An 18,376-nucleotide genomic window follows, 5' to 3' on the forward strand; every position below is an offset into this window, starting at 1 on the left:
GGTGACTGCATTATTCACAAGGTTGCCTGCGCCGGGAAGCGGTTCGAGCGGATAGAATCGTTACATCGGATGGAAGATACCGCACCGCAATGGTTGCGGCAGGAAACCGACAGATTACCGCGATGGGCAAGGAGGCATTTTGCGCGATATGAGCTACCTCGGCTGGTTACGAACGCTGGTAGGCAAGGACCTGATACTCAGCCCGTCGGTCGGTGCCGTGATTCACGACGCCGACGGCAGACTGCTGCTGCAGGAAAAATCGTCCGGCGAGCCGTGGAGTCTGCCAGCCGGGGGCATCGAACTCGGCGAGAGCCCCCAGGAAGCCATCGCCCGGGAAGTCATGGAGGAAACCGGTTACGCGATCCGCATTCATGCCATCCTCGGTGTCTTAGGCGGGCGGGATTTCCGGTACACCTATCCCAGCGGCGATCGGGTGGAATACGTCGCCACGTTGTTTCAATGCCGGATCATCGGCGGTTCCGGCATTCCGCCCGACGCGGAAACGAAGTCGATCCGGTATTTCACGCGGCAGGACATGCCAGAACTGGCGCTGCCCTACCCGATCGACGACCTGTTTCGCGCGTTCTAACCCACCAGCGCTACATCTCGAAATGATGTCGTCCCATGAGCCTTACGCCACCGCCGCGCGCCATTGAAGATTGCCTGACATCCCATTTTCGTAGCGGCGACCGGATCCGCAGCCGGAGCGTGAGCGACACCGTCCTTTCCGCCGTGCTCGACGTCCCGGTGCCGCCGCCTCGCATCGTCGCCGATTGGGACAGGGAGATCGCATCGCGGTTGTTCCTGGATCCTGGCGACGTCGAGCCCATGCCGCTGGCACGCACGCGCGCCCGCTGGCAGGACTACCCGCGCTGCGTGCAGGCGATGCGCGAGTGGACCCATGCACTGGGACTGCCGGGCATCCTCGACGGCAGCGAGATGGCATTGATGGCGTGTCGCGGCGCGCGCTACCACCACGATGGCGCGCACTACGGCGACAAGGCCTTCTGCAATCTCTTCTTGAGCGAGGACAAGGGCCTGGACGTGCATTTTCCCGCCATGGGTCGACGTATTCCACTGACCCGGGGAACGGCGCTGATTTTCGATACGGGTCAGCCGCATGGCGTCGTTCGTCGGGGCGGCGACGCGTTCGACATGGCCGACTTCGCGTCCGGCCGGGACGCCACGCAACTGTTCCTGAGCTGGGAGCTTCCCGTCGAGGATGCCGATCTGGGCAGCGCCCTCGGGATCGTGTTCGACCTTATCTCACGCCTCTCGCCCCTGCCCGCCTCCGCGGATGAAGAAGGAATCCTGCTGAACGGCGAACCGGCGCTGGTGTGCCCGGATTCCGGCCTCTGGCGCCGGTGAAGCGCCAGTGAACGGTCTCCGGACGGCGCCCGCTGCCGGCGCGCGGCCGCCTTGCAGTCGCAATCGGTAATCTTTCGGGCCTCCCGGCCGACCCTGTCGCGGCGTCGAATCGCGGTACCATGACGGCTGCCGCCACGCGGTTCGACGCGAAAACTGCTTGATGACAACCCGATGCGATCTCGAAGAAACTTTCTGTTCTCGGCACTGAGTGTCGGTGCCGCCGCCCTGACATCGCCGGCCATCTCCAAAGGCGCGATCGGAAAAACCGCCCCGCGCCTGCAGGCCGGCGCCGGCCGTGCCGACGTCGTGTTTCCCGCCAGCCTGTATCCGGTCGACGGTTTCACCGGTTCCCACGACCCGCTGGCGGTGCGCGTACTCCTGCTCGACGATGGCGCCACGCGGATCGGCATCGTCGTGGTCGATTTGACGTCGATCGCGGAGGACATGATCACGTCGATGAAAGCCGTGCTGACGGAGCTGGCGGGCGTGCCGGCCGATCAGGCGATCGTCTGCGCGTCGCACTCGTTCGCGACGCCGCACGTATTCACGGGTGCCCACGTTCCGCCCGGCACGGACACCGCGCGCACCGCCATCATGCAGCGCGCCTTCGATACGGCAATCCGCTCGGCCGCCGCGCAGGCGGTGTCCGGGCTGGTGCCGGCGCGATCGGGCTTTGGCTCGGGAAAAAGTCCGATCGGCGTCAATCGCGACGTGGCCACGCCGCACGGCTGGTGGCTGGGCGCAAACGATGCGGGATTCGCCGATCCCACGCTCGGCGTCGTGCGCATCGACGGCCGCGACGGCAAGCCGTTGGCCATTCTGATGAACGTGGCGGTACAACCCTCGGTCATGGACGGTTCGCAACTCGCGGCGGGCGGCAAGCTGATTTCCGCCGATCTTGCCGGGGCCGCCGCGCGTTACGTGGAAGCGCGCCATCCGGGCGCGGTTGCCTTGTTCCTCGTGGGCGCGGCCGGCGATCAATCGCCCTATTTGCAGGCCAACCGGCACGTGGTCCACCATGACGGCAGCGTCGGCCGCGTGGATATTCACGAGGCCGGCTTCGCGGTGCTCGACCTGCTGGGCGAGCGGCTGGGCACCGACATCGCAAACATCGCCGATGGCATCCGCACGCAAGCCGGGGCGCAAGTGACCATCGCGCGGGACAGCATTCCGGTGAATGGGCTCGATTTTTCGCCGCGCAACGCGCCGACGGGGCCGGTCCCGGCTTTTACCTACCGGCATGGCGCCGCGGCAAAGGTGCCGATCGTGGTGATTCGATTGGGCGATATCGCACTGGTGGGCATGGCGCCGGAACTCGCGGCGAGCGTGGGGACGAGAATCCGCGCGGGTTCGCCGTATGCCGATACCCTGGTCGCGACGATGGTCGACGGCGCGGCCAAGTATCTGCCGGACGCGCAGAGTTACGATCGCTTCACCTACGAGGCGCGGAGTTCGCCTTACGCGCAAGGCGCCGCCGAGACCGTCGCCGACGGCATCGTCGACACATTGAAGCGCATGCAGGAAGGCGACACCGCCGGATAACCAGTACCACCCATCGAAAAAACCAGGACGACGCAGTGCATTCACAGCCGACGTGCGTCGTCCCGATCATTTGAATTTCAGAGGCAACGTATGGCCGATGTATCGAGAAGAGACTTCATGATCGCCGGGACGGTTTTTGCGAGCGCCGTTTCCGCCATCGGCGTCGGATCCCGGGACGCGCAGGCCCAGGGCCGGAACGGATTCGCCGCGGCCTCCCCTCCCTCCCCGGATGGACAGGATGGTCCCGGCGGCCACGCGCGCAAAACGCCCGGCCTGCAACGCATTCATGCGCTCTGCGAGGTGACCGGCGGCGGTCAGAAAGTCTACGGTATCGCGGTGGAATACGACGCGAATATCGATCCCGTCAGCGTGAGCCTCGATACCTATGGTGCGGGCGTCGTCCCGGCGGCCAGGGGATTCTTTCCCGGCATGCCCCAGGAACCGGACAAAAACGCCACGACCGCCGTTGCCAGACCGCGGGCCATCGCAGCGGTCTATACCAGCGCCCTGCCCGCATTGCGGCCCGCTCGCGACAGCGCCACGGGCCGGTACGTGATCGCCGAATTCGCGCACGATCCGGACCTCAGCCTGCCGACCGCGGACAGCGACAAGGTTTCGCTCACCCAGAAAAAAAGCGTCCGAACCACCGCGGGCAAGGTGTATCCGGCAAGTAAAACCGCGTGGAGCAATGTGGGGCCGCGCGGCAACGACGTGGTGACGCGCGGCGTCGATGCCTGGGAGCAGAATCACTGGTGGTGGGACGACACGCGCTCGGCCTGGCTCGAATACAGCATTTATCTGCCGAAGTCGTTCCTCGCGCCGGGGGGCGAGAACAAGGCCTATCCGCTCGTGCTCGCGATCACCCACTCCGGAACCAGTTACGACGGTACGTGCGCCCAGACCCTGACCGAGCAGTGCATCGCCAGCATCTGGGCCTTCCCGGAAGAGCAGGACCGGCACGAATGCGTCGTCATCACGCCGCGCTATGAACGCACGACCATGAACGATTATTGGGAACATACGAGCGATGTGGAAAATACCCATCGTCTCGTGGAATCCCTGCTCACGAACACGTGGAACTACGGCAATCCGAATCTCGCGGACCGGATGGACAAAGTGCTGAAGATCGATCCGAAGCGGGTCTACTGCACGGGTTGGTCCATGGGCGCGATGAGTTCGCTGTGGCTGATGGCGAAGCATCCGAAGACCTTCGCGGCGGGACTGATCATCGCGGGCCAGCAGCGCCCTGCCGATGTCGTCACGCTCGCGGATCAAAAGCTGCTGATCATCACCGGATCGGACGACAACAAGGCCACGCCGTGGAATGAAAAGTGTGTCCCGGTCTGGGAACAGGCGGGTGCCAGGGTGACGCGCCCCGCGGAGCGTCTCGATCCCGCGCTGATATTCCCCGTGGACGACCAACGCCAGCTCACCGAAGCGGTCGACGGTTACCTCGGACGAAACGGCAACATCACGTTCCTGACGTTCGACGGGGTCGACCACATGGGTTCCGCCCGGAAATTCTTCTACATCCGCGCCGCCAGGGATTGGCTGTTCGCCCAATCGAAGGCCTAGCGGGTCGCGCAGGCGCCTAAGCGGGACGGTCCAGAAACCCCTTGATCGCCGCCTCCAGCCACGCGCGGTCGCGCGGAATCTTCTCGGGATTGCCGGCGCGATGGCCCCATAGCGACGGAATCGGCCGCAGTTCCGCGCTGCGCGCATTGACGAGCAGCGGCAGTTCGTGGCGGTTGTCGTCCACCTGAAAATAACTGTCGGTCTCGCCCGGCATCAGCAGCACATGCGCGCGAACGGCCGCCAGCGCGCGCGCGAGGTCGCCGCCGAACTGCGGGGCCGCGCCGACGTCGCCGCGCTGCCAGGTCGCCAGTTGCGCGAGCAGATCGTTCGCATTGCGGCGTGTGAAGTTCGCGTCCCAGGCGCCCACGAGGAAGGCTTCGAGCGACGCGTATCCGGCCTCGCGCCACAATTCGTCGCGGTAGAAGCCGTGGGACATCGCCCAGCCGGCGTACACGCGCCCCATCGCCCGGTAGCCGCGTTCGGGCGGCGCGACGAAATGGCCGTCCCTGAACGCCGGGTCGGCCGTCAGCGCGGCGCGCGCGCCCTCGAGGAAAACGTGGTTGTAGGGAGAGCAGCGGGCACTTCCGCAGACCACCGCGACGCGATCCATCAGATCCGGATACAGGACGGCCCAGTGATAGGCCTGCATGCCGCCCATGGACCACCCATACACCAGCGCGATGCGCCGCACGCCCAGATGCTCGACCATGAGCCGATGCTGCGCATGGATCGCATCGTGATAGCTGACGAACGGATAGTCGGCCGGGCTCAGGCGCGGCGTCGAATTCGATGGCGACGAGGACAAGCCGTTGCCGAAAAGATTCGGAATGACGATGAACCAGCGCGCCGGGTCGAAGGGCGCGCCCGCGCCGATCAACCATTCGAGGTCGGGATGCTGCGCGCCGAACGACGTCGGAAAGACGATGACGTTGTCGCGCGCCGCGTTCAGGGTGCCATAGGTCGTGTAGGCGATCTGCAGGGACGGAAACACGCGGCCGCATGCGAGCAGCGTGTCGCCTGCGTCGAAGAGTTGATAAGCTGTCGTCATCCGCGCTCCACCGGCAACGCCGCGCCCTCGCGGAATCGCCGGCGCGCGCACCACATCGTAACCGGCCAAAAATCGCTAGATGGCGGGCGACTCGGCATAGAAGCGCTCGCGCATTTCGTCCAGCCCGATCGTGTCGAGCAGCGCCGCCAGCCGTTGCGTCGGTTTGCCGCGCGGCAGATCCCTGTAGTGCGCGATGATGAGTTCGTTCTTCATCGAATGCTCCCAGCCGACCAGTTCGGTGACGCTGACCTGATAGCCGTGCGCCTCGAGTTGGAGACAGCGCAGCACATTGGTGATCTGACTGGCGAATTCCCGGGTGTGGATCGGATGACGCCAGATCTCGCTCAGGACATTGGCGGCAAGCGCCTGCCCTTTGTTCCTGCGCAGCACGGACGCCACTTCCGCCTGGCAGCAGGGCACCACGACGATGTACTGCGCGTGCTTGCGCAGTGCGAAATCGATCGCATCGTCCGTGGCCGTGTTGCACGCGTGCAGCGCGGTGACCACGTCGACGGTTTCCGGCAGCCGTGTGGACAGGGTGGATTCGGCCACCGACAGGTTCAGGAACGACATGCGTGCGAAATCCAGTCGGGCCGCCAGCGCGACGGACTTCTCGACCAGTTCCTCGCGCGTCTCGATACCGTAGATATGCGACGCGTCCGCCAGATCCTTGAAGAACAGGTCGTACAGGATGAAGCCGAGATAGGACTTGCCGGCGCCATGATCGACCAGCGAGACGCTGCCCTGGCGCGCGCGCACGTCCGACAGGAGCGGCTCGATGAATTGATAGAGGTGATAGACCTGCTTGAGCTTGCGTCGGCTGTCCTGGTTCAGCTTGCCGTCGCGCGTGAGGATGTGCAGTTCCTTGAGCAGTTCGATCGACTGACCGGGACGGATCTCGTGCTTTTCCGCAAGCGGCGCGGACGGTGCGCCACCGCCGGCGGGCGGGAGGGGCGCCGCGGACGCCCGGGACTTCTTCACCATCGTGTCGTCTACCGTAAAAGGTTTGCCATTCCCCCGGATTTTACCCCATGCACGGGTAATTCCTAGCTTCGGCGCCTGCCGCTTCGGTCTACCCTTCCTGCATACAGGGAGAGAAAGCCATGCGCAGAGGAATGTCCGGGCGGTTGCTGTTCGTCGTCATCTTTTTGCTGCTGGCGTTTCTCGTCGCCAACCGCGCGTTGGTCTCCCACGGCTCCGGGAACTGCCTGCAGGACGCCAGCTCGGTGAAGCAGAAGTCGCTCAGCGAGGGGTTCTCCGAGGCCGGTTCGCGCAGCCAGGCGGAAAATTTCATCGCGCGCTGCCTGATCAACGGACGCTAGATGCGCCGCCGGACGCCGGCACGCGGACGCTGGGCGAACGCGGCAGGGATGCCGGATGCGCGCCGGCAATAGGCCTTCGCGCGGCAGGGCGACTCGACGCCGCCGACCAGAAATCCGGGTTGAGACTATCATGGTGTTTTGACCGATAGGAGTGTGGAGCGCGCCCCGCGCGTATCCCCTTCCCCGCCATGACCCAGTATTCGCTCCTCGACCTCTCGCCGATCCTCCAGGGCAGCGACGCCGCGCAATCGTTTCGCAATACGGTCGATCTCGCCCGTCACGCCGAGGGCTGGGGTTTCCAGCGCTACTGGCTGGCCGAGCATCACAACATGCCCGGCATCGCCAGTTCCGCGACCTCGATCCTGATCGGCCAGGTGGCCGCGGCGACGAAAACCATCAAGGTCGGCTCCGGCGGCATCATGCTGCCGAACCATGCCCCCCTCGTCATCGCCGAACAATTCGGCACGCTCGCCACGCTGTTTCCCGGTCGAATCGAACTGGGCCTGGGGCGCGCGCCCGGCTCCGACCAGCTCACCGCGCGGGCCCTGCGCCGCACGCTGCAGGACAGCGCAGAATCGTTTCCGCAGGACGTGATCGAACTGCGCGATTATTTCGACGACGCTACGCCCGGACAGCAGGTGCAGGCGATTCCGGGCGTGGGCACCAAGGTGCCGATCTGGTTGCTGGGTTCGAGCCTGTTCAGCGCACGCCTGGCCGCCGCGCTGGGGATGCCCTTCGCCTTCGCCTCGCATTTCGCGCCGGATCTGCTCGACGCCGCGCTGGCGACGTACCGGCACCATTTCGAAGCGTCGCCCACGCTGTCGAAGCCGCATGCGATGGTCGGCGTCAACCTGTTCGCCGCGGATACCGACGAGGCCGGGCAGCGTCTGATGACCTCGGCGCAGCAGCAGTTCCTCGCGCTGCGCCGCAATACGCCGGGACCGCTGCGCCCGCCGGTGGACAGCATGGCGGGTATCTGGCACGACAGCGAACGGGCGAACGTGGAGCGTGCGCTGTCGTGCAGCGCGGTGGGCTCGCCCGCACGGGTGCGCGACGCGCTCGGCGCCTTGCTGGCGCGTACCCAGGCCGACGAATTCATGTTCGCGGGGCAGATCTACGATCACGCCGCGCGGCTGCATTCATTCGAAATCGGCGCGGAAATAGCGCGCGCGCTGTAGCGGACCGAAGGACGGCCTGGCGCGGCCGTCAGCCTTGGATCGCGTGTCGGGTCCTTCCGGCCGCGGCGCCGATTCGCTACCGCGTCCAGCGCACCGTCAGCGCATAGGAGAGCGCGGCCGCGACCCCGCTCAGCACCGTTCCCCATGTCATATCGACCACCACCAGGCGCGGCGTCCAGCGCGCCAGCGTCGCGTGGTTCGTCAACTCGTACGTTGCGTAGGCGACGAACCCCAATGCCGCGCCCCGCAGGAGCGCCGTCTTCCAGTCCCCGGTCGCGAAGGCCGGCGCGACCGCGAAAAACACCAGCCCCGCGATGAAGATGAGATAGAAGAGGATGCCGGGGCCGATCCGCATCGGGTCGGCAAGCTGATCGCCGAGCGCCTGCCGGTACATCGGCGCGCCCGCGAAACGCAGGTAGATGAAGTCGCAGCCCAGGAAAACGACCGCGGCCACCAGATACGCAACGACATAACGGGCCATGCAGCGAACCTCGCGTCAGAAGGGGAGCGCGCCCGGGAAAGACACGCAGTCAGGAAGCGGCGAACACCAGCACGTGCAGCACGGCCGCCACCGCCGTGGTGACGAGAATGCCGCCGCCATACAATGTCACGAACCACAGCATCGGATGGCGCGCGCGCGGTGCCCGACCGTCGGCGGCGCGGGGGCCGTTTTCGGGAACGCTATCCTTGAAAGCCTTGAACATGACGTCTCCTCAATGATAGCCGGGATCGTCGTGGCGTACCTTGCCGCGGAAGATCCAGTAGCCCATGGTCGTGTAGATCAGGATGATCGGCAGCACGATGGCCACGCCGACCAGCGAGAACATCTGGCTGGAATGCGGCGACGAAGCGTCCCAGATGCTGACCGACGGCGGAATGATGTTCGGCCAGAGACTGCAGATGAAACCGACGTAACACAGCGCCACCAGCGCCAGCGCCATGATAAACGGCATCCGGTCGAAGCGCTTGCGCACCCCGTAACGCACGCCGGCGGCGCACAGCAGCGTAAGGACGGGTACCGGAATCAGGTACAGCAGCGTCGGCATCGAGAACCAGCGGTGCGCGATCGCGGCGTCGCCCAGCGGCGTCCACAGGCTGACGATGGCGATGGCGGCCAGCATGCCCACCGTCAACGGCCACATCAGCCGGTACATCCGGCGCTGCAGCTCGCCTTCGGTCTTGGCAATCAACCAGCCCGCGCCCAGCACCGAGTACGCGGCGAGCAGCCCCAGTCCGCAGAACAGACTGAACGGCGTGAACCAGTCCAGCGCGCCGCCGACGAAGCCGGTCGGCCCCACCTTGATCCCGGAAATGTACCCGCCCAGCGCCACGCCCTGGCAGAACGTCGCGCCGGCCGAACCGAGCATGAAGGCGAGGTCCCACAGCGCGCGCGTGCGACGCGATTTCGCGCGCAGTTCGAACGCGACGCCGCGAAAGATCAGGCAGATCAGCATCATGATCAGCGGCAGGTACAGCGCCGACAGGATCGACGCGTATGCCAGCGGAAATGCGGCGAACAGCCCCGCCCCACCGAGCACCAGCCAGGTCTCGTTGCCGTCCCAGACCGGCGCGACGGTGTTCATCATCACGTCGCGGTCGTGATGTTCGGGAAAGAACGGAAACAGGATGCCGATGCCCAGGTCGAACCCGTCCAGCACCACATACATGAAGACACCGACCGCGATGATCGCCGCCCAGATGAAGGAGATATCCATTTTTTTTCCTCGGCTTGCGCGGTCAGTGTGATTCGATGGATTCGCTCGACCCCGACAGCGGCCGGCGCGCGGTCTGCGCCGGGTCGCCATGGCCGTCGTCGCCCCATTGGTGAGACTTGCGCTCGTCGGGCGTTTCCGGGAAGGCCGGCCCGGTGCGGATCAGCTTCAGGATGTAGTAGATGCCCGTGCCGAAGACCAGGAAGTATACGATCATGAAGATCATCAGCGAAATGCCGACCGCCTGCGCGCTGTTCGGCGAGGCCGCGTCGACCGTGCGCATCACGCCGTACACCACCCAGGGCTGCCGTCCGGCCTCGGTCGTGATCCAGCCCGCGAGCAAGGCGACGAAACCCGCCGGGCCCATGAAGAGCACCCAGCGCTGGAACCAGCGCGATTCATAGAGTTTGCCGCCCTTGCGCAGCGCCAGGCCGACCAGCGACATCAGGATCATCAGCATGCCGAGTCCGGCCATCACACGGAAGGTCCAGAAGATCAGCGTCGAGTTCGGCCGGTCGGCCTTCGGAAAACTCTTCAGGCCGCGAATCTCGCCGTTCCATTCGTGCGTAAGGATCAGGCTGCCCAGATGCGGCACGGAAATGCGGTACTTGGTGATCTCGGCGTCCATGTCGGGAATGCCGAACAGGTTCAGCGCGGCGCCCTGCTCCGTGTCCCAGATCCCTTCGATCGCCGCGATCTTCGCGGGCTGATACTTGCGGGTGTTCAGGCCGTGCGCGTCGCCGACGAACGCCTGGATCGGCGTGAGGATCAGCAGGATCCACAGGGCCATCGACAGCGATTTGCGGATCGCCGGGTCACGGCGTCCCTTGAGCAGGTGCCAGGCACCCGTCGCGGCAACCACGAAAGCGCCGGCGATGAAGGCCGCCATCGCCATATGACCCAGGCGATACGGGAAGGACGGGTTGAAGACGATCTTGAACCAGTCCTGCGGCACGATCTTGCCGCCGACGATCGCGTAGCCCTGCGGCGTCTGCATCCAGCTGTTCGAGGCGAGGATCCAGAACGTGGAGATCAGCGTGCCGATCGCCACCATCAGGGTCGCGCCGAAGTGCGCCTTCGGGCCGACGCGATGCCAGCCGAACAGCATCACGCCGAGAAAACCCGCTTCCAGGAAGAACGCGGTCAGTACTTCATAGGCAAGCAACGGCCCCGTCACCGGGCCGGCGTAATTCGAAAACCCGCCCCAGTTGGTGCCGAACTGATAACTCATCACCACGCCGGACACGACGCCCATGCCGAAGCCGACGGCGAACACCTTCGACCAGAACATGAACATGTCCTTGTAGATGGGATTCTTGGTTTTGAGCCAGGCGCCTTCGAGCACCGCGAGAAAACTCGCGAGACCGATGCTGAGGGCGGGAAAGATGATGTGGAAGGAAACCGTAAAGGCGAACTGGAAACGCGCCAGATCGATTGCACTGAAATTCACAGGCATGATGGGTCCTTAGGGTCCGTTCCGGGTCCGTTCGACATGCTGCATCGACCACCGGCGCAAACCCTAGTTAGAAAGCTCGTGCGCGAGCAAAAACCTTGATTTGACTGCTTGACGCCGTGACGGGCGACAGACGACATCATCGTCCAACCCCTGCCGCAGGACGACGCGACCGGGTGCCGCAGCAAGCCCCGACCGCGTCTGTCGGTCAAGCCCTACACGGCTGTAAGCAGCTGATAAATATAAAGTAAGATTCCGTTATCCGCCACGCTTTACGTTCTTCTTTGCGTACGCCAATGCGTCGATCTGACGCACGGGCGAAAAAACCACCTGACCTCGCCTCGCGCGCGCCGTGCATGACCTCGCTTCGCGCACGCCGGCCGGCGGTGTGCGGGGTCCCGCGTTAGAATCGATGGGAACAGGACGACGCACAGGAACACGCCCGATGAAAATGTCCCCTCCCTTCCCCGCCCTGCGTCCCGCCGACGAAAAACCGGACGCGCGCGATGCATCCGACGTATCCGGTGCATCCGGGACGCCGACATGGCATCTCGACGACGTCGTGTCGGGCCTGCGCCGCTCGCGTGAAGTCACGCACAACGTGCGTCATCGCGGACGCATCCGGGAACTGCCGTCGCGCAAGGCGATCGGCGCGATCCTCGATGAATTGTGCGCGGCGTTGTTTCCAACCCACTACGGGCGCCCGGACCTGACCGACGAGGACATCGACCATTTCGTCGGCAGCACCCTCAGCCATGCCTTGCGCGCGCTGGGCGAACAGGTGCGGCGCGGCCTGCTGTTCGGCGCCGAGGACGAACTGGATGGCCCGACGCCGCGCCAGCGCGCGGACCAGATCGTCCGCGCGTTCGCCGCCCAGCTGGTGCCCATCCGCGCGCTGCTCGTCAGCGACCTGCGCGCGGCCTTCGAGGGCGATCCGGCGGCCACCAGCATTTCCGAGGTGCTGCTCTGCTACCCGGGCACCATCGCGATTATCTATCACCGCCTGGCCCATGCGCTCTGGCATCTGGGCGCGCGCTTCGTCTCGCGGCTGATTTCGGACATATCTCACTCGATGACGGGCATCGACATCCATCCGGGGGCCAGCATCGGCGGCAGCTTCTTCATCGATCACGGTACCGGCGTGGTGATCGGCGAGACGGCCGTGATCGGCGAACACGTCCGGCTGTACCAGCATGTGACGCTCGGCGCGAAGCGCTTTCCCGCGGACGAAGCAGGCGTGCTCATCAAGGGCAACCTGCGGCATCCGGTGGTCGAGGACGGCGTCGTCATCTATGCCGGCGCGACCGTGCTCGGCCGGATCACCATCGGCCGGGGCTCGACCATCGGCGGCAATGTCTGGCTGACCTACAGCGTACCGCCGAACAGCAGCATCGCCCAGGCGCAGATGCGCAATGGCTGAACCCGTGCACGAAGCGTCACACGAAGCGTCACACGAAGCGGCACACGAAGCAGCGCCCCACGAAGCGGCGCGGGAAGCGGCACAGGAAGCGGCCGCGCTGGATCGCCTGGCCGACTTCGTCGACCGGCATCCGCGGCTGTTCGTGCTCACCGGCGCCGGGTGCAGCACGGAGTCGGGCATCGAGGATTACCGCGATGCCAACGGCGACTGGAAGCGCCCGATGCCGACGACCTATCAGGCGTTCACCACCGATACGCTGATGCGCAACCGCTATTGGGCGCGCGGCATGATCGGCTGGCGGGGGTTTGGCCGCGCCCGTCCGAACGCGGCGCACGCGGCGCTCGCGCACTGGGAGCACGGTTCGGCCGGGCACGACGGCGACCGCTCGCGCCCGTCCCTGCTGGTGACGCAGAACGTCGACGGCCTGCACGAGGCCGCCGGCAGCCGCAATGTGATCGATCTGCACGGGCGGCTCGACCGGGTGCGCTGCCTGGCGTGCGATGCGCGGTTCGGGCGCGACGCGATGCAGGCCGACCTGGAACGGTGCAACCCGGCATGGATCGGGCTCGACGCGCGCCTCGGGCCGGACGGCGACGCGGACCTGGAAGACGCGGCGTTCGCCGACTTCGTCGTGCCGACCCATGCCGGTTGCGGCGGCATGCTGAAACCGGACGTGGTGTTCTTCGGCGAGCCGGTGCCGCGCGAGCGGGTCGACCGGGCGTTCGCGGCGCTGGACGCATCCGACGGCATGCTCGTCGTCGGCTCGTCGCTGATGGTGTACTCCGGCTACCGTTTCGCGCTGGGCGCCGCGGAACGGGGCCTGCCGATCGCGGCGATCAATATCGGCCGCACGCGCGCGGACGCCTTGCTGGACGTCAAAGTGGAGGCGAGCGCGGCGCGGGTGCTGGCGCGGTTGTTCGGGGACGCGTTCTAGAAGCGCCGGTTGATTCCCGGGAACGGCCGCAGGCTGTAGTGGCTCACGCCCCAGTCGGCGCCCTGCCGATGGCCGAAGAGGCCGATCGTCGACAACAGGAACAAGCGCCAGCGCCGCTTCCACAGCCGCGCATCCCGGCCGTACACCGTCGCCAGGATGGCGTCGATCTCGGACCCGTGCCGGTCGAAGTTGCGCAGCCAGTCGCCCGCCGTGCGCGCGTAATGGGTGCCGTTCCAGCGCCACTCCTGTTCGAGCGTGAACAGATCGCCGAACTGTTCGATCATGCGCTCGCTGGGCATCAGGCCACCGGTGAAGAAGTGCTGGGCGATCCAGTCGCTCGGGTCATTGTGATCGAACCGGTAGGGCGCGCCGCGGTGCGTGAAGACGTGCAGGAACAGCTTGCCGTCGGGCAGCAACCAGTCGCGCACCCGTGCGAGCAGCAGTTGCCAGTTCGCCATGTGCTCGAACATCTCGACCGAGACCACGCGGTCGAAACGCGGCGCGTCGGACGCCACGGCGAAATCGTTCATGTCCGCCGTCACCACCTGGACGTTGTCCAGGCCGTCGGCGCGGCAACGGTCTTCGATATACGCGCGCTGCGCCTGGGAATTCGACACCGCGGTAATCCGCGCGCCCGGGTACTGCTGCGCCATCCATAGGGTCAACGAACCCCAGCCGCAGCCCAGTTCGAGAATCCGCTGTCCGTCCGCGAGCGCCGCATGCGCGCAGGTGGCCCGCAGCGCCGCCCGCTCGGCGTCGTCGAGGCTGATCGACGCGACCTCGGGAGCACACGCCAGCGCCTCCTCTTCGCCATACAGGCAGCACGAATATTTACGCCGTTCACCCAGCATCAGCGCGAAGAACGCCGGCGGCAGTTCGTAATGCTGCCGGTTCGCGTCCTCGGTATGCACCGCGATCGGAAACCGCTGCATCGCCTGGATGAAGGCGAAATCCGCGGCCGCCCCGCCCTGCGCGAGCCGTCGCGCGGTCTTGCCGACCAGGAACTGGATACCCGACAAGGTCATCGGGTCGGTCAGCGGCAGACGTTCCGCCATCCGGATCATCGGTGCTATCGGATTCATGGCCACAAGCCTCGTAAAGTGAAATCGCTACAGATCCGGCGCAACCTTCGGGCGGCTCGCGAGGCCCGCTCCCGCTCGCCCGTTCAGGCGGGCGGCCGACGCGCGGAACGCGGCGGCCAGGGAAAAAACGCCGGCGTGCGCGCCGCGTAGTCCCGCCAGGCCGCGCCGCGCGAACGCGCCATATGCGCCTCGAGCGGCGGGATGCCCGATACATGCACCAGCAGGACGTACATCAGCAATGGCGCGAGCAGCGTGATGCATCCCCATGGATGACCCGCATGCAGCGCGAGCACGGGCCAGGCGCACCAGCCCAGCCATTCGAAGAAATAGTTCGGATGCCGCGACCAGCGCCAGGGTCCCGTCTCGCAAACGGCCTCGCGACGGTGCGGCGCGCGCGCGAAGCGGCGCAACGCGCGGTCGGATAACGCCTCGCCGGCGACCGCCACCAGGCAGACGGCCAGCGCCAGGCCATCCTGCACGTCGCCGAACGGGCCGGGGCGCCCTGCCGCGACGACCACGGCGAGCAGCAGCGGCACGCCGGCCAGCGCCTGCACCTGGAGGAACAGGAACAGGCGCGACGCATAGCGCGCGCCCCATTCCTCGCGCAGTTGCGCGTAACGCGGATCGTCGTCGTTGCGGCGCGTGCGTCCGAGGATGTGCGCACCGAGCCGCAGGGACCAGGCGGCAAGCAATGCGGCCGCCAGCAACGCACGCGGCGCGACCGGCGCGAAGGACGACGCCGCCGGCAGCCACGGCGACAACAGCACGCCTACCGCGGCCACGCCGATCACGCCGAGTCCGAAGGTCCAGAACACATCGATCCATCCCGCGTTGCCGGTGCGCAGCGCCACGCGCCACGCCAGCGCCATGACCGTGGCCATCGCGACCCACGACGTCAACGCCATGCCCGCCACCAGCGGCCCGTTCACGGTTTCACCCGAGCGTCGACGAAACGCGTCGTATCGGCGAAGCTGGGCGAGAGGAAACGCAGCATCGGCGCGAAGGCGCCGATGATTAGCGGATGCGCCGCATGCGCGTACAGAATGTCCTCGACCGGCGCGCCGTGCGCCCGCAACGCGGCCGCGAGCCGTAGCGTGTTGCCGGGGTCGACGGTTTTGTCGTTGCGTCCGGCCAGCAGCAGCATCGGCGGCGACGCGCCGTCGACATGCGTGATCGGCTGGGTATCCGCCAAGCCGGCGGGCGTCGTGAAAATCGCCTTCAATGCGTCGTCGTGCAGCGGCAGAAAGTCGTACGGCCCGGCGAGTCCCACGACCCCGCGCAGGTCCCGTTGCGGGTCCATGCCGACGGCGGCCAGCCAGCGTTTGTCCAGCGCGAGCATCGCGACCAGGTAGGCACCGGCGGAATGGCCGATGAGCACGATGCGCGAGGGGTCTCCGCCATACCGGGCCGCATGCGCCCGGGCATAGGCGACCGCGCGCGCGGCATCCTGGACGAAGGCGGGATACGTCACCTGCGGATAGATCCGGTAATCGGGCACAAAGGTCACATAGCCCCGGCGCGCCAGTGCGGCACCGACGAATGGATAGGCTTCCTTGCTACCGGACTGCCAGCTGCCGCCATACAGGAAGACCACGACCGGCAAGCCGCGCTTCGCGGAAGCGCCATCCGGCGCAACGGTGCCGCCGTCGGCATCGGCATCGGCATCGGCATCGGCGCCGGGCGCGACCGGGCGGTAGACATCCAGCCGCTGCCGGGCGTCGTCGCCATAGGCCAGATCGTGTGCGACCGTCACGTCGCTGCCCGTGGCGGCCCGGTTCAGCGTCGCCACGCAGCCACCGAACCACGGACACAGCAGCAGCGTCAGGACCGCCAGCAGCCGGCGCGGCGGACGGGACAGGAATTCGATCGCGCTGCTCATAAGCCGATGATCCTTTGCGCGATCCGCGCCAGCAGCGTGCTCATCACCAGCCGCCCCTCGACCGCCAGCATGCAGATGCACTCGCCGTTCGATACGACCTCGGGCTGGTGACGCAGCGATGGCTCGGATTCGACTAGATCGCCAGGATGCAGAACCGCCCCTTCGCCGCTGAGGGACCCATGCAGCACATAGGTATATTCGGGACCGGTATGGGTGTGCAGCGGCAGCGCCGCGCCGGGCTGGGCGCGCAGCAGCAGCACTTTCGAATCGGGGTCGCCGGGGAACGAGATCCTGGCCCATCGGATACCTGGCGAGACCGGGCGCCAGGCGGTAACCGGGAAGGCCGCGAGGGGCGCAGGCACCGCCATGCCGGCCGGCAGCGGCGGCAGCGCCCCCGTGGTGACGCCCGCCATCGGTTCCCACGCGCTCGGCAAACGGTTCCCGGCGCCGCTCGCGGCGCGCGCTTCCATGCGCCGCGCCGCGCTTTCGGGATCGGCGAGCAGCGCCGCCACGGCGGATGTCCGATCGACACCGCAGGCCACCGGTTCCGCGTCGGCAAGCAGCGCTCCGCCAACGTTTTCCAGCAACCGCAGCGTATGCCGGCACGCCGGGCACTGCGAAACATGCGACGCGACGACGAGCGCCGGGCCCGGCGGGAGATCGCCCGTGCAGAAGCGCAACAGCGTATCGTCCTGAGGATGGTGAACGATCATCGCGGCCAGCCCGTCGGGCCGCGCGGGCCGGGGGCCCGCGCGCGCCGCGGAACCGGCAACGGCACGGGCAACGGGGTCCAACGCCGCGTCGCCTGTGGGATCTCAATGCTCATTCCGACCACTCTCCCAATAAAGTCCGTAACTTCTGCGCCGCCAGCCGCAAGCGCGATTTCACCGTGCCCAGAGGCAGATCCAGTTCCCGCGCCACGTCGGCATGTGCCTTGCCATGGTAAAACGCCATCAAGATCACCCGCGATTGCTCGTCCGGCAGCTCGCCCAGCGCACGCTGCACGTGGTCCGCCCGCTGCTGCGCCGCCGCGCGCGTCTCGGCGCTCATCTCGGCGCCGTTCGCGCCGTCGTCGGCATCGTCCCGTCCGCCTGCCATCACGTCGGACGAATCGTCGGCGACCGTCTGGATCACGCGCCGTCGCGCGGCATCGATCCGCAGATTGCGCGCGATCGTATAGATCCAGGTGGCCGCTCCCGCCTTCGATGCGTCGAACTGCGCCGCCTTGCGCCATACCAGCAGCATCGCTTCCTGGCTCAGATCGTCCGCCTGCTCCGGCGACGCCCCCGCATGAATCAGAAAGCCCTTCAGCCGGGGTGCGAAATGGGCGAACAATTCGCCAAATGCCGCGCGGTCCGCCTGCTGTCCGATACGCTGCAGCAACTGCGCGTGATGCAGCCGCTCGGCCGGGCCGCGCTCGGCCGGGCCGCGCTCGGCCGAGTCGCGGTAGGCCGGGTCGCGGTAGGCCGGGTCGCGGTAGGCGTCGCTCATCGCGGGGCACCGATGGATACGACGAGGGGCACCTCGTGCCGTCTCTCCCCGGCCCACCACGGTGCACCCGGTCGCCGACCGTCCGATCCGAAAGCTGCGGTGTGACATCCAAGCTGTAATCGCACGACTTTCATCTTCTTGATCTTTGTACGTGGTGCAGGATGCGCTGGATCACCGCACGCGTGGATTCGTCGACGCCGCGACGGGTGATCCGATCGAACCCGCCCTTCGTATATTCTTATATACAGCGACGGTGGAGAGGCGGTTCGGTACATACGCGCGGAGCGTGTAATGCGGGCAGCGCGAACGATTATATTCGAGACCTCCTCGAAGAAGCGTTTCCCCGCCCGCACGTACATCGTACATACGTTT

General features: G+C 66.5%; 19 protein-coding genes. 8 read left to right on the forward strand and 11 right to left on the reverse strand.

Annotation, left to right across the window (positions count from 1 at the left end; translation table 11 throughout):
* Positions 1-148 precede the first annotated feature (148 nt).
* From OVY01_RS01505 to OVY01_RS01520, 4 genes are all read left to right on the forward strand, one after another.
* Positions 149-589, forward strand: a complete 441-nt coding sequence (locus OVY01_RS01505) for an NUDIX domain-containing protein (protein ID WP_267847635.1) — start codon at positions 149-151, stop codon at positions 587-589.
* A 35-nt stretch (positions 590-624) separates the two neighbouring features.
* Positions 625-1,368 (forward strand): 2OG-Fe(II) oxygenase family protein, encoded by a 744-nt coding sequence (locus OVY01_RS01510; protein ID WP_267845098.1) that lies wholly within the window; start codon positions 625-627, stop codon positions 1,366-1,368.
* A gap of 171 nt (positions 1,369-1,539) precedes the next feature.
* Positions 1,540-2,910: a hypothetical protein gene (locus tag OVY01_RS01515; RefSeq protein WP_267845100.1), complete on the forward strand. Its 1,371-nt coding sequence runs from the start codon at positions 1,540-1,542 to the stop codon at positions 2,908-2,910.
* A gap of 90 nt (positions 2,911-3,000) precedes the next feature.
* Positions 3,001-4,485, forward strand: a complete 1,485-nt coding sequence (locus OVY01_RS01520; protein ID WP_267845102.1) for an alpha/beta hydrolase-fold protein — start codon at positions 3,001-3,003, stop codon at positions 4,483-4,485.
* Between the two features lie 16 nt (positions 4,486-4,501).
* On the opposite strand, the gene OVY01_RS01525 is transcribed toward OVY01_RS01520, so the two are convergent.
* Both OVY01_RS01525 and OVY01_RS01530 read right to left on the reverse strand, forming a co-directional pair.
* A complete protein-coding gene (locus OVY01_RS01525; protein ID WP_267845104.1) occupies positions 4,502-5,533 on the reverse strand; it encodes an alpha/beta fold hydrolase in 1,032 nt (343 codons plus the stop codon).
* A 75-nt stretch (positions 5,534-5,608) separates the two neighbouring features.
* Positions 5,609-6,517, reverse strand: a complete 909-nt coding sequence (locus OVY01_RS01530; protein WP_267845105.1) for a class I SAM-dependent methyltransferase — start codon at positions 6,515-6,517, stop codon at positions 5,609-5,611.
* 119 nt (positions 6,518-6,636) lie between these two features.
* Here OVY01_RS01530 and OVY01_RS01535 point away from each other — a divergent pair, with 119 nt between their 5' ends.
* Positions 6,637-6,855, forward strand: coding sequence for a hypothetical protein (locus OVY01_RS01535; RefSeq protein WP_267845106.1), 219 nt, complete (start codon positions 6,637-6,639; stop codon positions 6,853-6,855).
* Positions 6,856-7,043: 188 nt separating this feature from the next.
* A complete protein-coding gene (locus OVY01_RS01540) occupies positions 7,044-8,033 on the forward strand; it encodes an LLM class flavin-dependent oxidoreductase (protein ID WP_267845108.1) in 990 nt (329 codons plus the stop codon).
* 76 nt (positions 8,034-8,109) lie between these two features.
* On the opposite strand, the gene OVY01_RS01545 is transcribed toward OVY01_RS01540, so the two are convergent.
* The 4 genes from OVY01_RS01545 to OVY01_RS01560 are packed head-to-tail and all read right to left on the reverse strand — an operon-like array spanning position 8,110 to position 11,201.
* Entirely contained in the window at positions 8,110-8,514 is a 405-nt protein-coding gene (locus OVY01_RS01545) for a DUF2177 family protein (RefSeq protein ID WP_267845109.1), read from the reverse strand.
* A 49-nt stretch (positions 8,515-8,563) separates the two neighbouring features.
* Positions 8,564-8,737, reverse strand: a complete 174-nt coding sequence (locus OVY01_RS01550; RefSeq protein ID WP_267845111.1) for a hypothetical protein — start codon at positions 8,735-8,737, stop codon at positions 8,564-8,566.
* Between the two features lie 9 nt (positions 8,738-8,746).
* Positions 8,747-9,748: a cytochrome d ubiquinol oxidase subunit II gene (cydB, locus tag OVY01_RS01555; protein ID WP_267845113.1), complete on the reverse strand. Its 1,002-nt coding sequence runs from the start codon at positions 9,746-9,748 to the stop codon at positions 8,747-8,749.
* Between the two features lie 22 nt (positions 9,749-9,770).
* Entirely contained in the window at positions 9,771-11,201 is a 1,431-nt protein-coding gene (locus OVY01_RS01560) for a cytochrome ubiquinol oxidase subunit I (RefSeq protein ID WP_267845114.1), read from the reverse strand.
* A gap of 442 nt (positions 11,202-11,643) precedes the next feature.
* On the opposite strand from OVY01_RS01560, the gene epsC reads away from it, so the two are divergent.
* Positions 11,644-12,618 carry a serine O-acetyltransferase EpsC gene (gene epsC, locus OVY01_RS01565; RefSeq protein ID WP_267845115.1) on the forward strand — a complete coding sequence of 325 codons (975 nt, stop codon included), beginning with the start codon at positions 11,644-11,646 and terminating at the stop codon, positions 12,616-12,618.
* Positions 12,611-13,552: an NAD-dependent protein deacetylase gene (locus OVY01_RS01570; RefSeq protein ID WP_267845116.1), complete on the forward strand. Its 942-nt coding sequence runs from the start codon at positions 12,611-12,613 to the stop codon at positions 13,550-13,552. The genes epsC and OVY01_RS01570 overlap by 8 nt, the downstream gene beginning before the upstream one ends.
* Here OVY01_RS01570 and OVY01_RS01575 read toward each other — a convergent pair.
* The 5 genes from OVY01_RS01575 to OVY01_RS01595 all read right to left on the reverse strand — a co-directional run bounded on the left by OVY01_RS01575 (position 13,549) and on the right by OVY01_RS01595 (position 18,004).
* The gene (locus OVY01_RS01575) at positions 13,549-14,634 is read right to left on the reverse strand and encodes an SAM-dependent methyltransferase (RefSeq protein ID WP_267845118.1); all 1,086 of its coding nucleotides are present in this window, start codon (positions 14,632-14,634) and stop codon (positions 13,549-13,551) included. The genes OVY01_RS01570 and OVY01_RS01575 overlap by 4 nt on opposite strands.
* An 83-nt stretch (positions 14,635-14,717) precedes the next feature.
* Positions 14,718-15,503: a DUF1295 domain-containing protein gene (locus OVY01_RS01580; protein WP_284700774.1), complete on the reverse strand. Its 786-nt coding sequence runs from the start codon at positions 15,501-15,503 to the stop codon at positions 14,718-14,720.
* Positions 15,504-15,559: 56 nt separating this feature from the next.
* Entirely contained in the window at positions 15,560-16,513 is a 954-nt protein-coding gene (locus OVY01_RS01585; protein WP_267845120.1) for an alpha/beta hydrolase, read from the reverse strand.
* The gene (locus OVY01_RS01590; protein WP_267845121.1) at positions 16,510-17,307 is read right to left on the reverse strand and encodes a cupin domain-containing protein; all 798 of its coding nucleotides are present in this window, start codon (positions 17,305-17,307) and stop codon (positions 16,510-16,512) included. Before OVY01_RS01590 ends, OVY01_RS01585 begins: the two co-directional genes overlap by 4 nt.
* 28 nt (positions 17,308-17,335) lie before the next feature.
* Entirely contained in the window at positions 17,336-18,004 is a 669-nt protein-coding gene (locus OVY01_RS01595; protein WP_267845123.1) for a sigma-70 family RNA polymerase sigma factor, read from the reverse strand.
* Positions 18,005-18,376: the final 372 nt, after the last annotated feature.

It is taken from the genome of Robbsia betulipollinis (assembly GCF_026624755.1).
Lineage (GTDB): Bacteria > Pseudomonadota > Gammaproteobacteria > Burkholderiales > Burkholderiaceae > Robbsia > Robbsia betulipollinis.

What these genes read in the sequence shown, in the direction of transcription:
- OVY01_RS01505 (WP_267847635.1), top strand. Translation starts at nt 149, where the DNA reads ATGAGCTACCTCGGCTGGTTACGAACGCTGGTAGGCAAGGACCTGATA.
- OVY01_RS01510 (WP_267845098.1), top strand. Translation starts at nt 625, where the DNA reads ATGAGCCTTACGCCACCGCCGCGCGCCATTGAAGATTGCCTGACATCC.
- OVY01_RS01515 (WP_267845100.1), top strand. Translation starts at nt 1,540, where the DNA reads ATGCGATCTCGAAGAAACTTTCTGTTCTCGGCACTGAGTGTCGGTGCC.
- OVY01_RS01520 (WP_267845102.1), top strand. Translation starts at nt 3,001, where the DNA reads ATGGCCGATGTATCGAGAAGAGACTTCATGATCGCCGGGACGGTTTTT.
- OVY01_RS01525 (WP_267845104.1), bottom strand. Translation starts at nt 5,533, where the DNA reads ATGACGACAGCTTATCAACTCTTCGACGCAGGCGACACGCTGCTCGCA.
- OVY01_RS01530 (WP_267845105.1), bottom strand. Translation starts at nt 6,517, where the DNA reads ATGGTGAAGAAGTCCCGGGCGTCCGCGGCGCCCCTCCCGCCCGCCGGC.
- OVY01_RS01535 (WP_267845106.1), top strand. Translation starts at nt 6,637, where the DNA reads ATGCGCAGAGGAATGTCCGGGCGGTTGCTGTTCGTCGTCATCTTTTTG.
- OVY01_RS01540 (WP_267845108.1), top strand. Translation starts at nt 7,044, where the DNA reads ATGACCCAGTATTCGCTCCTCGACCTCTCGCCGATCCTCCAGGGCAGC.
- OVY01_RS01545 (WP_267845109.1), bottom strand. Translation starts at nt 8,514, where the DNA reads ATGGCCCGTTATGTCGTTGCGTATCTGGTGGCCGCGGTCGTTTTCCTG.
- OVY01_RS01550 (WP_267845111.1), bottom strand. Translation starts at nt 8,737, where the DNA reads ATGTTCAAGGCTTTCAAGGATAGCGTTCCCGAAAACGGCCCCCGCGCC.
- cydB (WP_267845113.1), bottom strand. Translation starts at nt 9,748, where the DNA reads ATGGATATCTCCTTCATCTGGGCGGCGATCATCGCGGTCGGTGTCTTC.
- OVY01_RS01560 (WP_267845114.1), bottom strand. Translation starts at nt 11,201, where the DNA reads ATGCCTGTGAATTTCAGTGCAATCGATCTGGCGCGTTTCCAGTTCGCC.
- epsC (WP_267845115.1), top strand. Translation starts at nt 11,644, where the DNA reads ATGAAAATGTCCCCTCCCTTCCCCGCCCTGCGTCCCGCCGACGAAAAA.
- OVY01_RS01570 (WP_267845116.1), top strand. Translation starts at nt 12,611, where the DNA reads ATGGCTGAACCCGTGCACGAAGCGTCACACGAAGCGTCACACGAAGCG.
- OVY01_RS01575 (WP_267845118.1), bottom strand. Translation starts at nt 14,634, where the DNA reads ATGAATCCGATAGCACCGATGATCCGGATGGCGGAACGTCTGCCGCTG.
- OVY01_RS01580 (WP_284700774.1), bottom strand. Translation starts at nt 15,503, where the DNA reads ATGGCGCTGGCGTGGCGCGTGGCGCTGCGCACCGGCAACGCGGGATGG.
- OVY01_RS01585 (WP_267845120.1), bottom strand. Translation starts at nt 16,513, where the DNA reads ATGAGCAGCGCGATCGAATTCCTGTCCCGTCCGCCGCGCCGGCTGCTG.
- OVY01_RS01595 (WP_267845123.1), bottom strand. Translation starts at nt 18,004, where the DNA reads ATGAGCGACGCCTACCGCGACCCGGCCTACCGCGACCCGGCCTACCGC.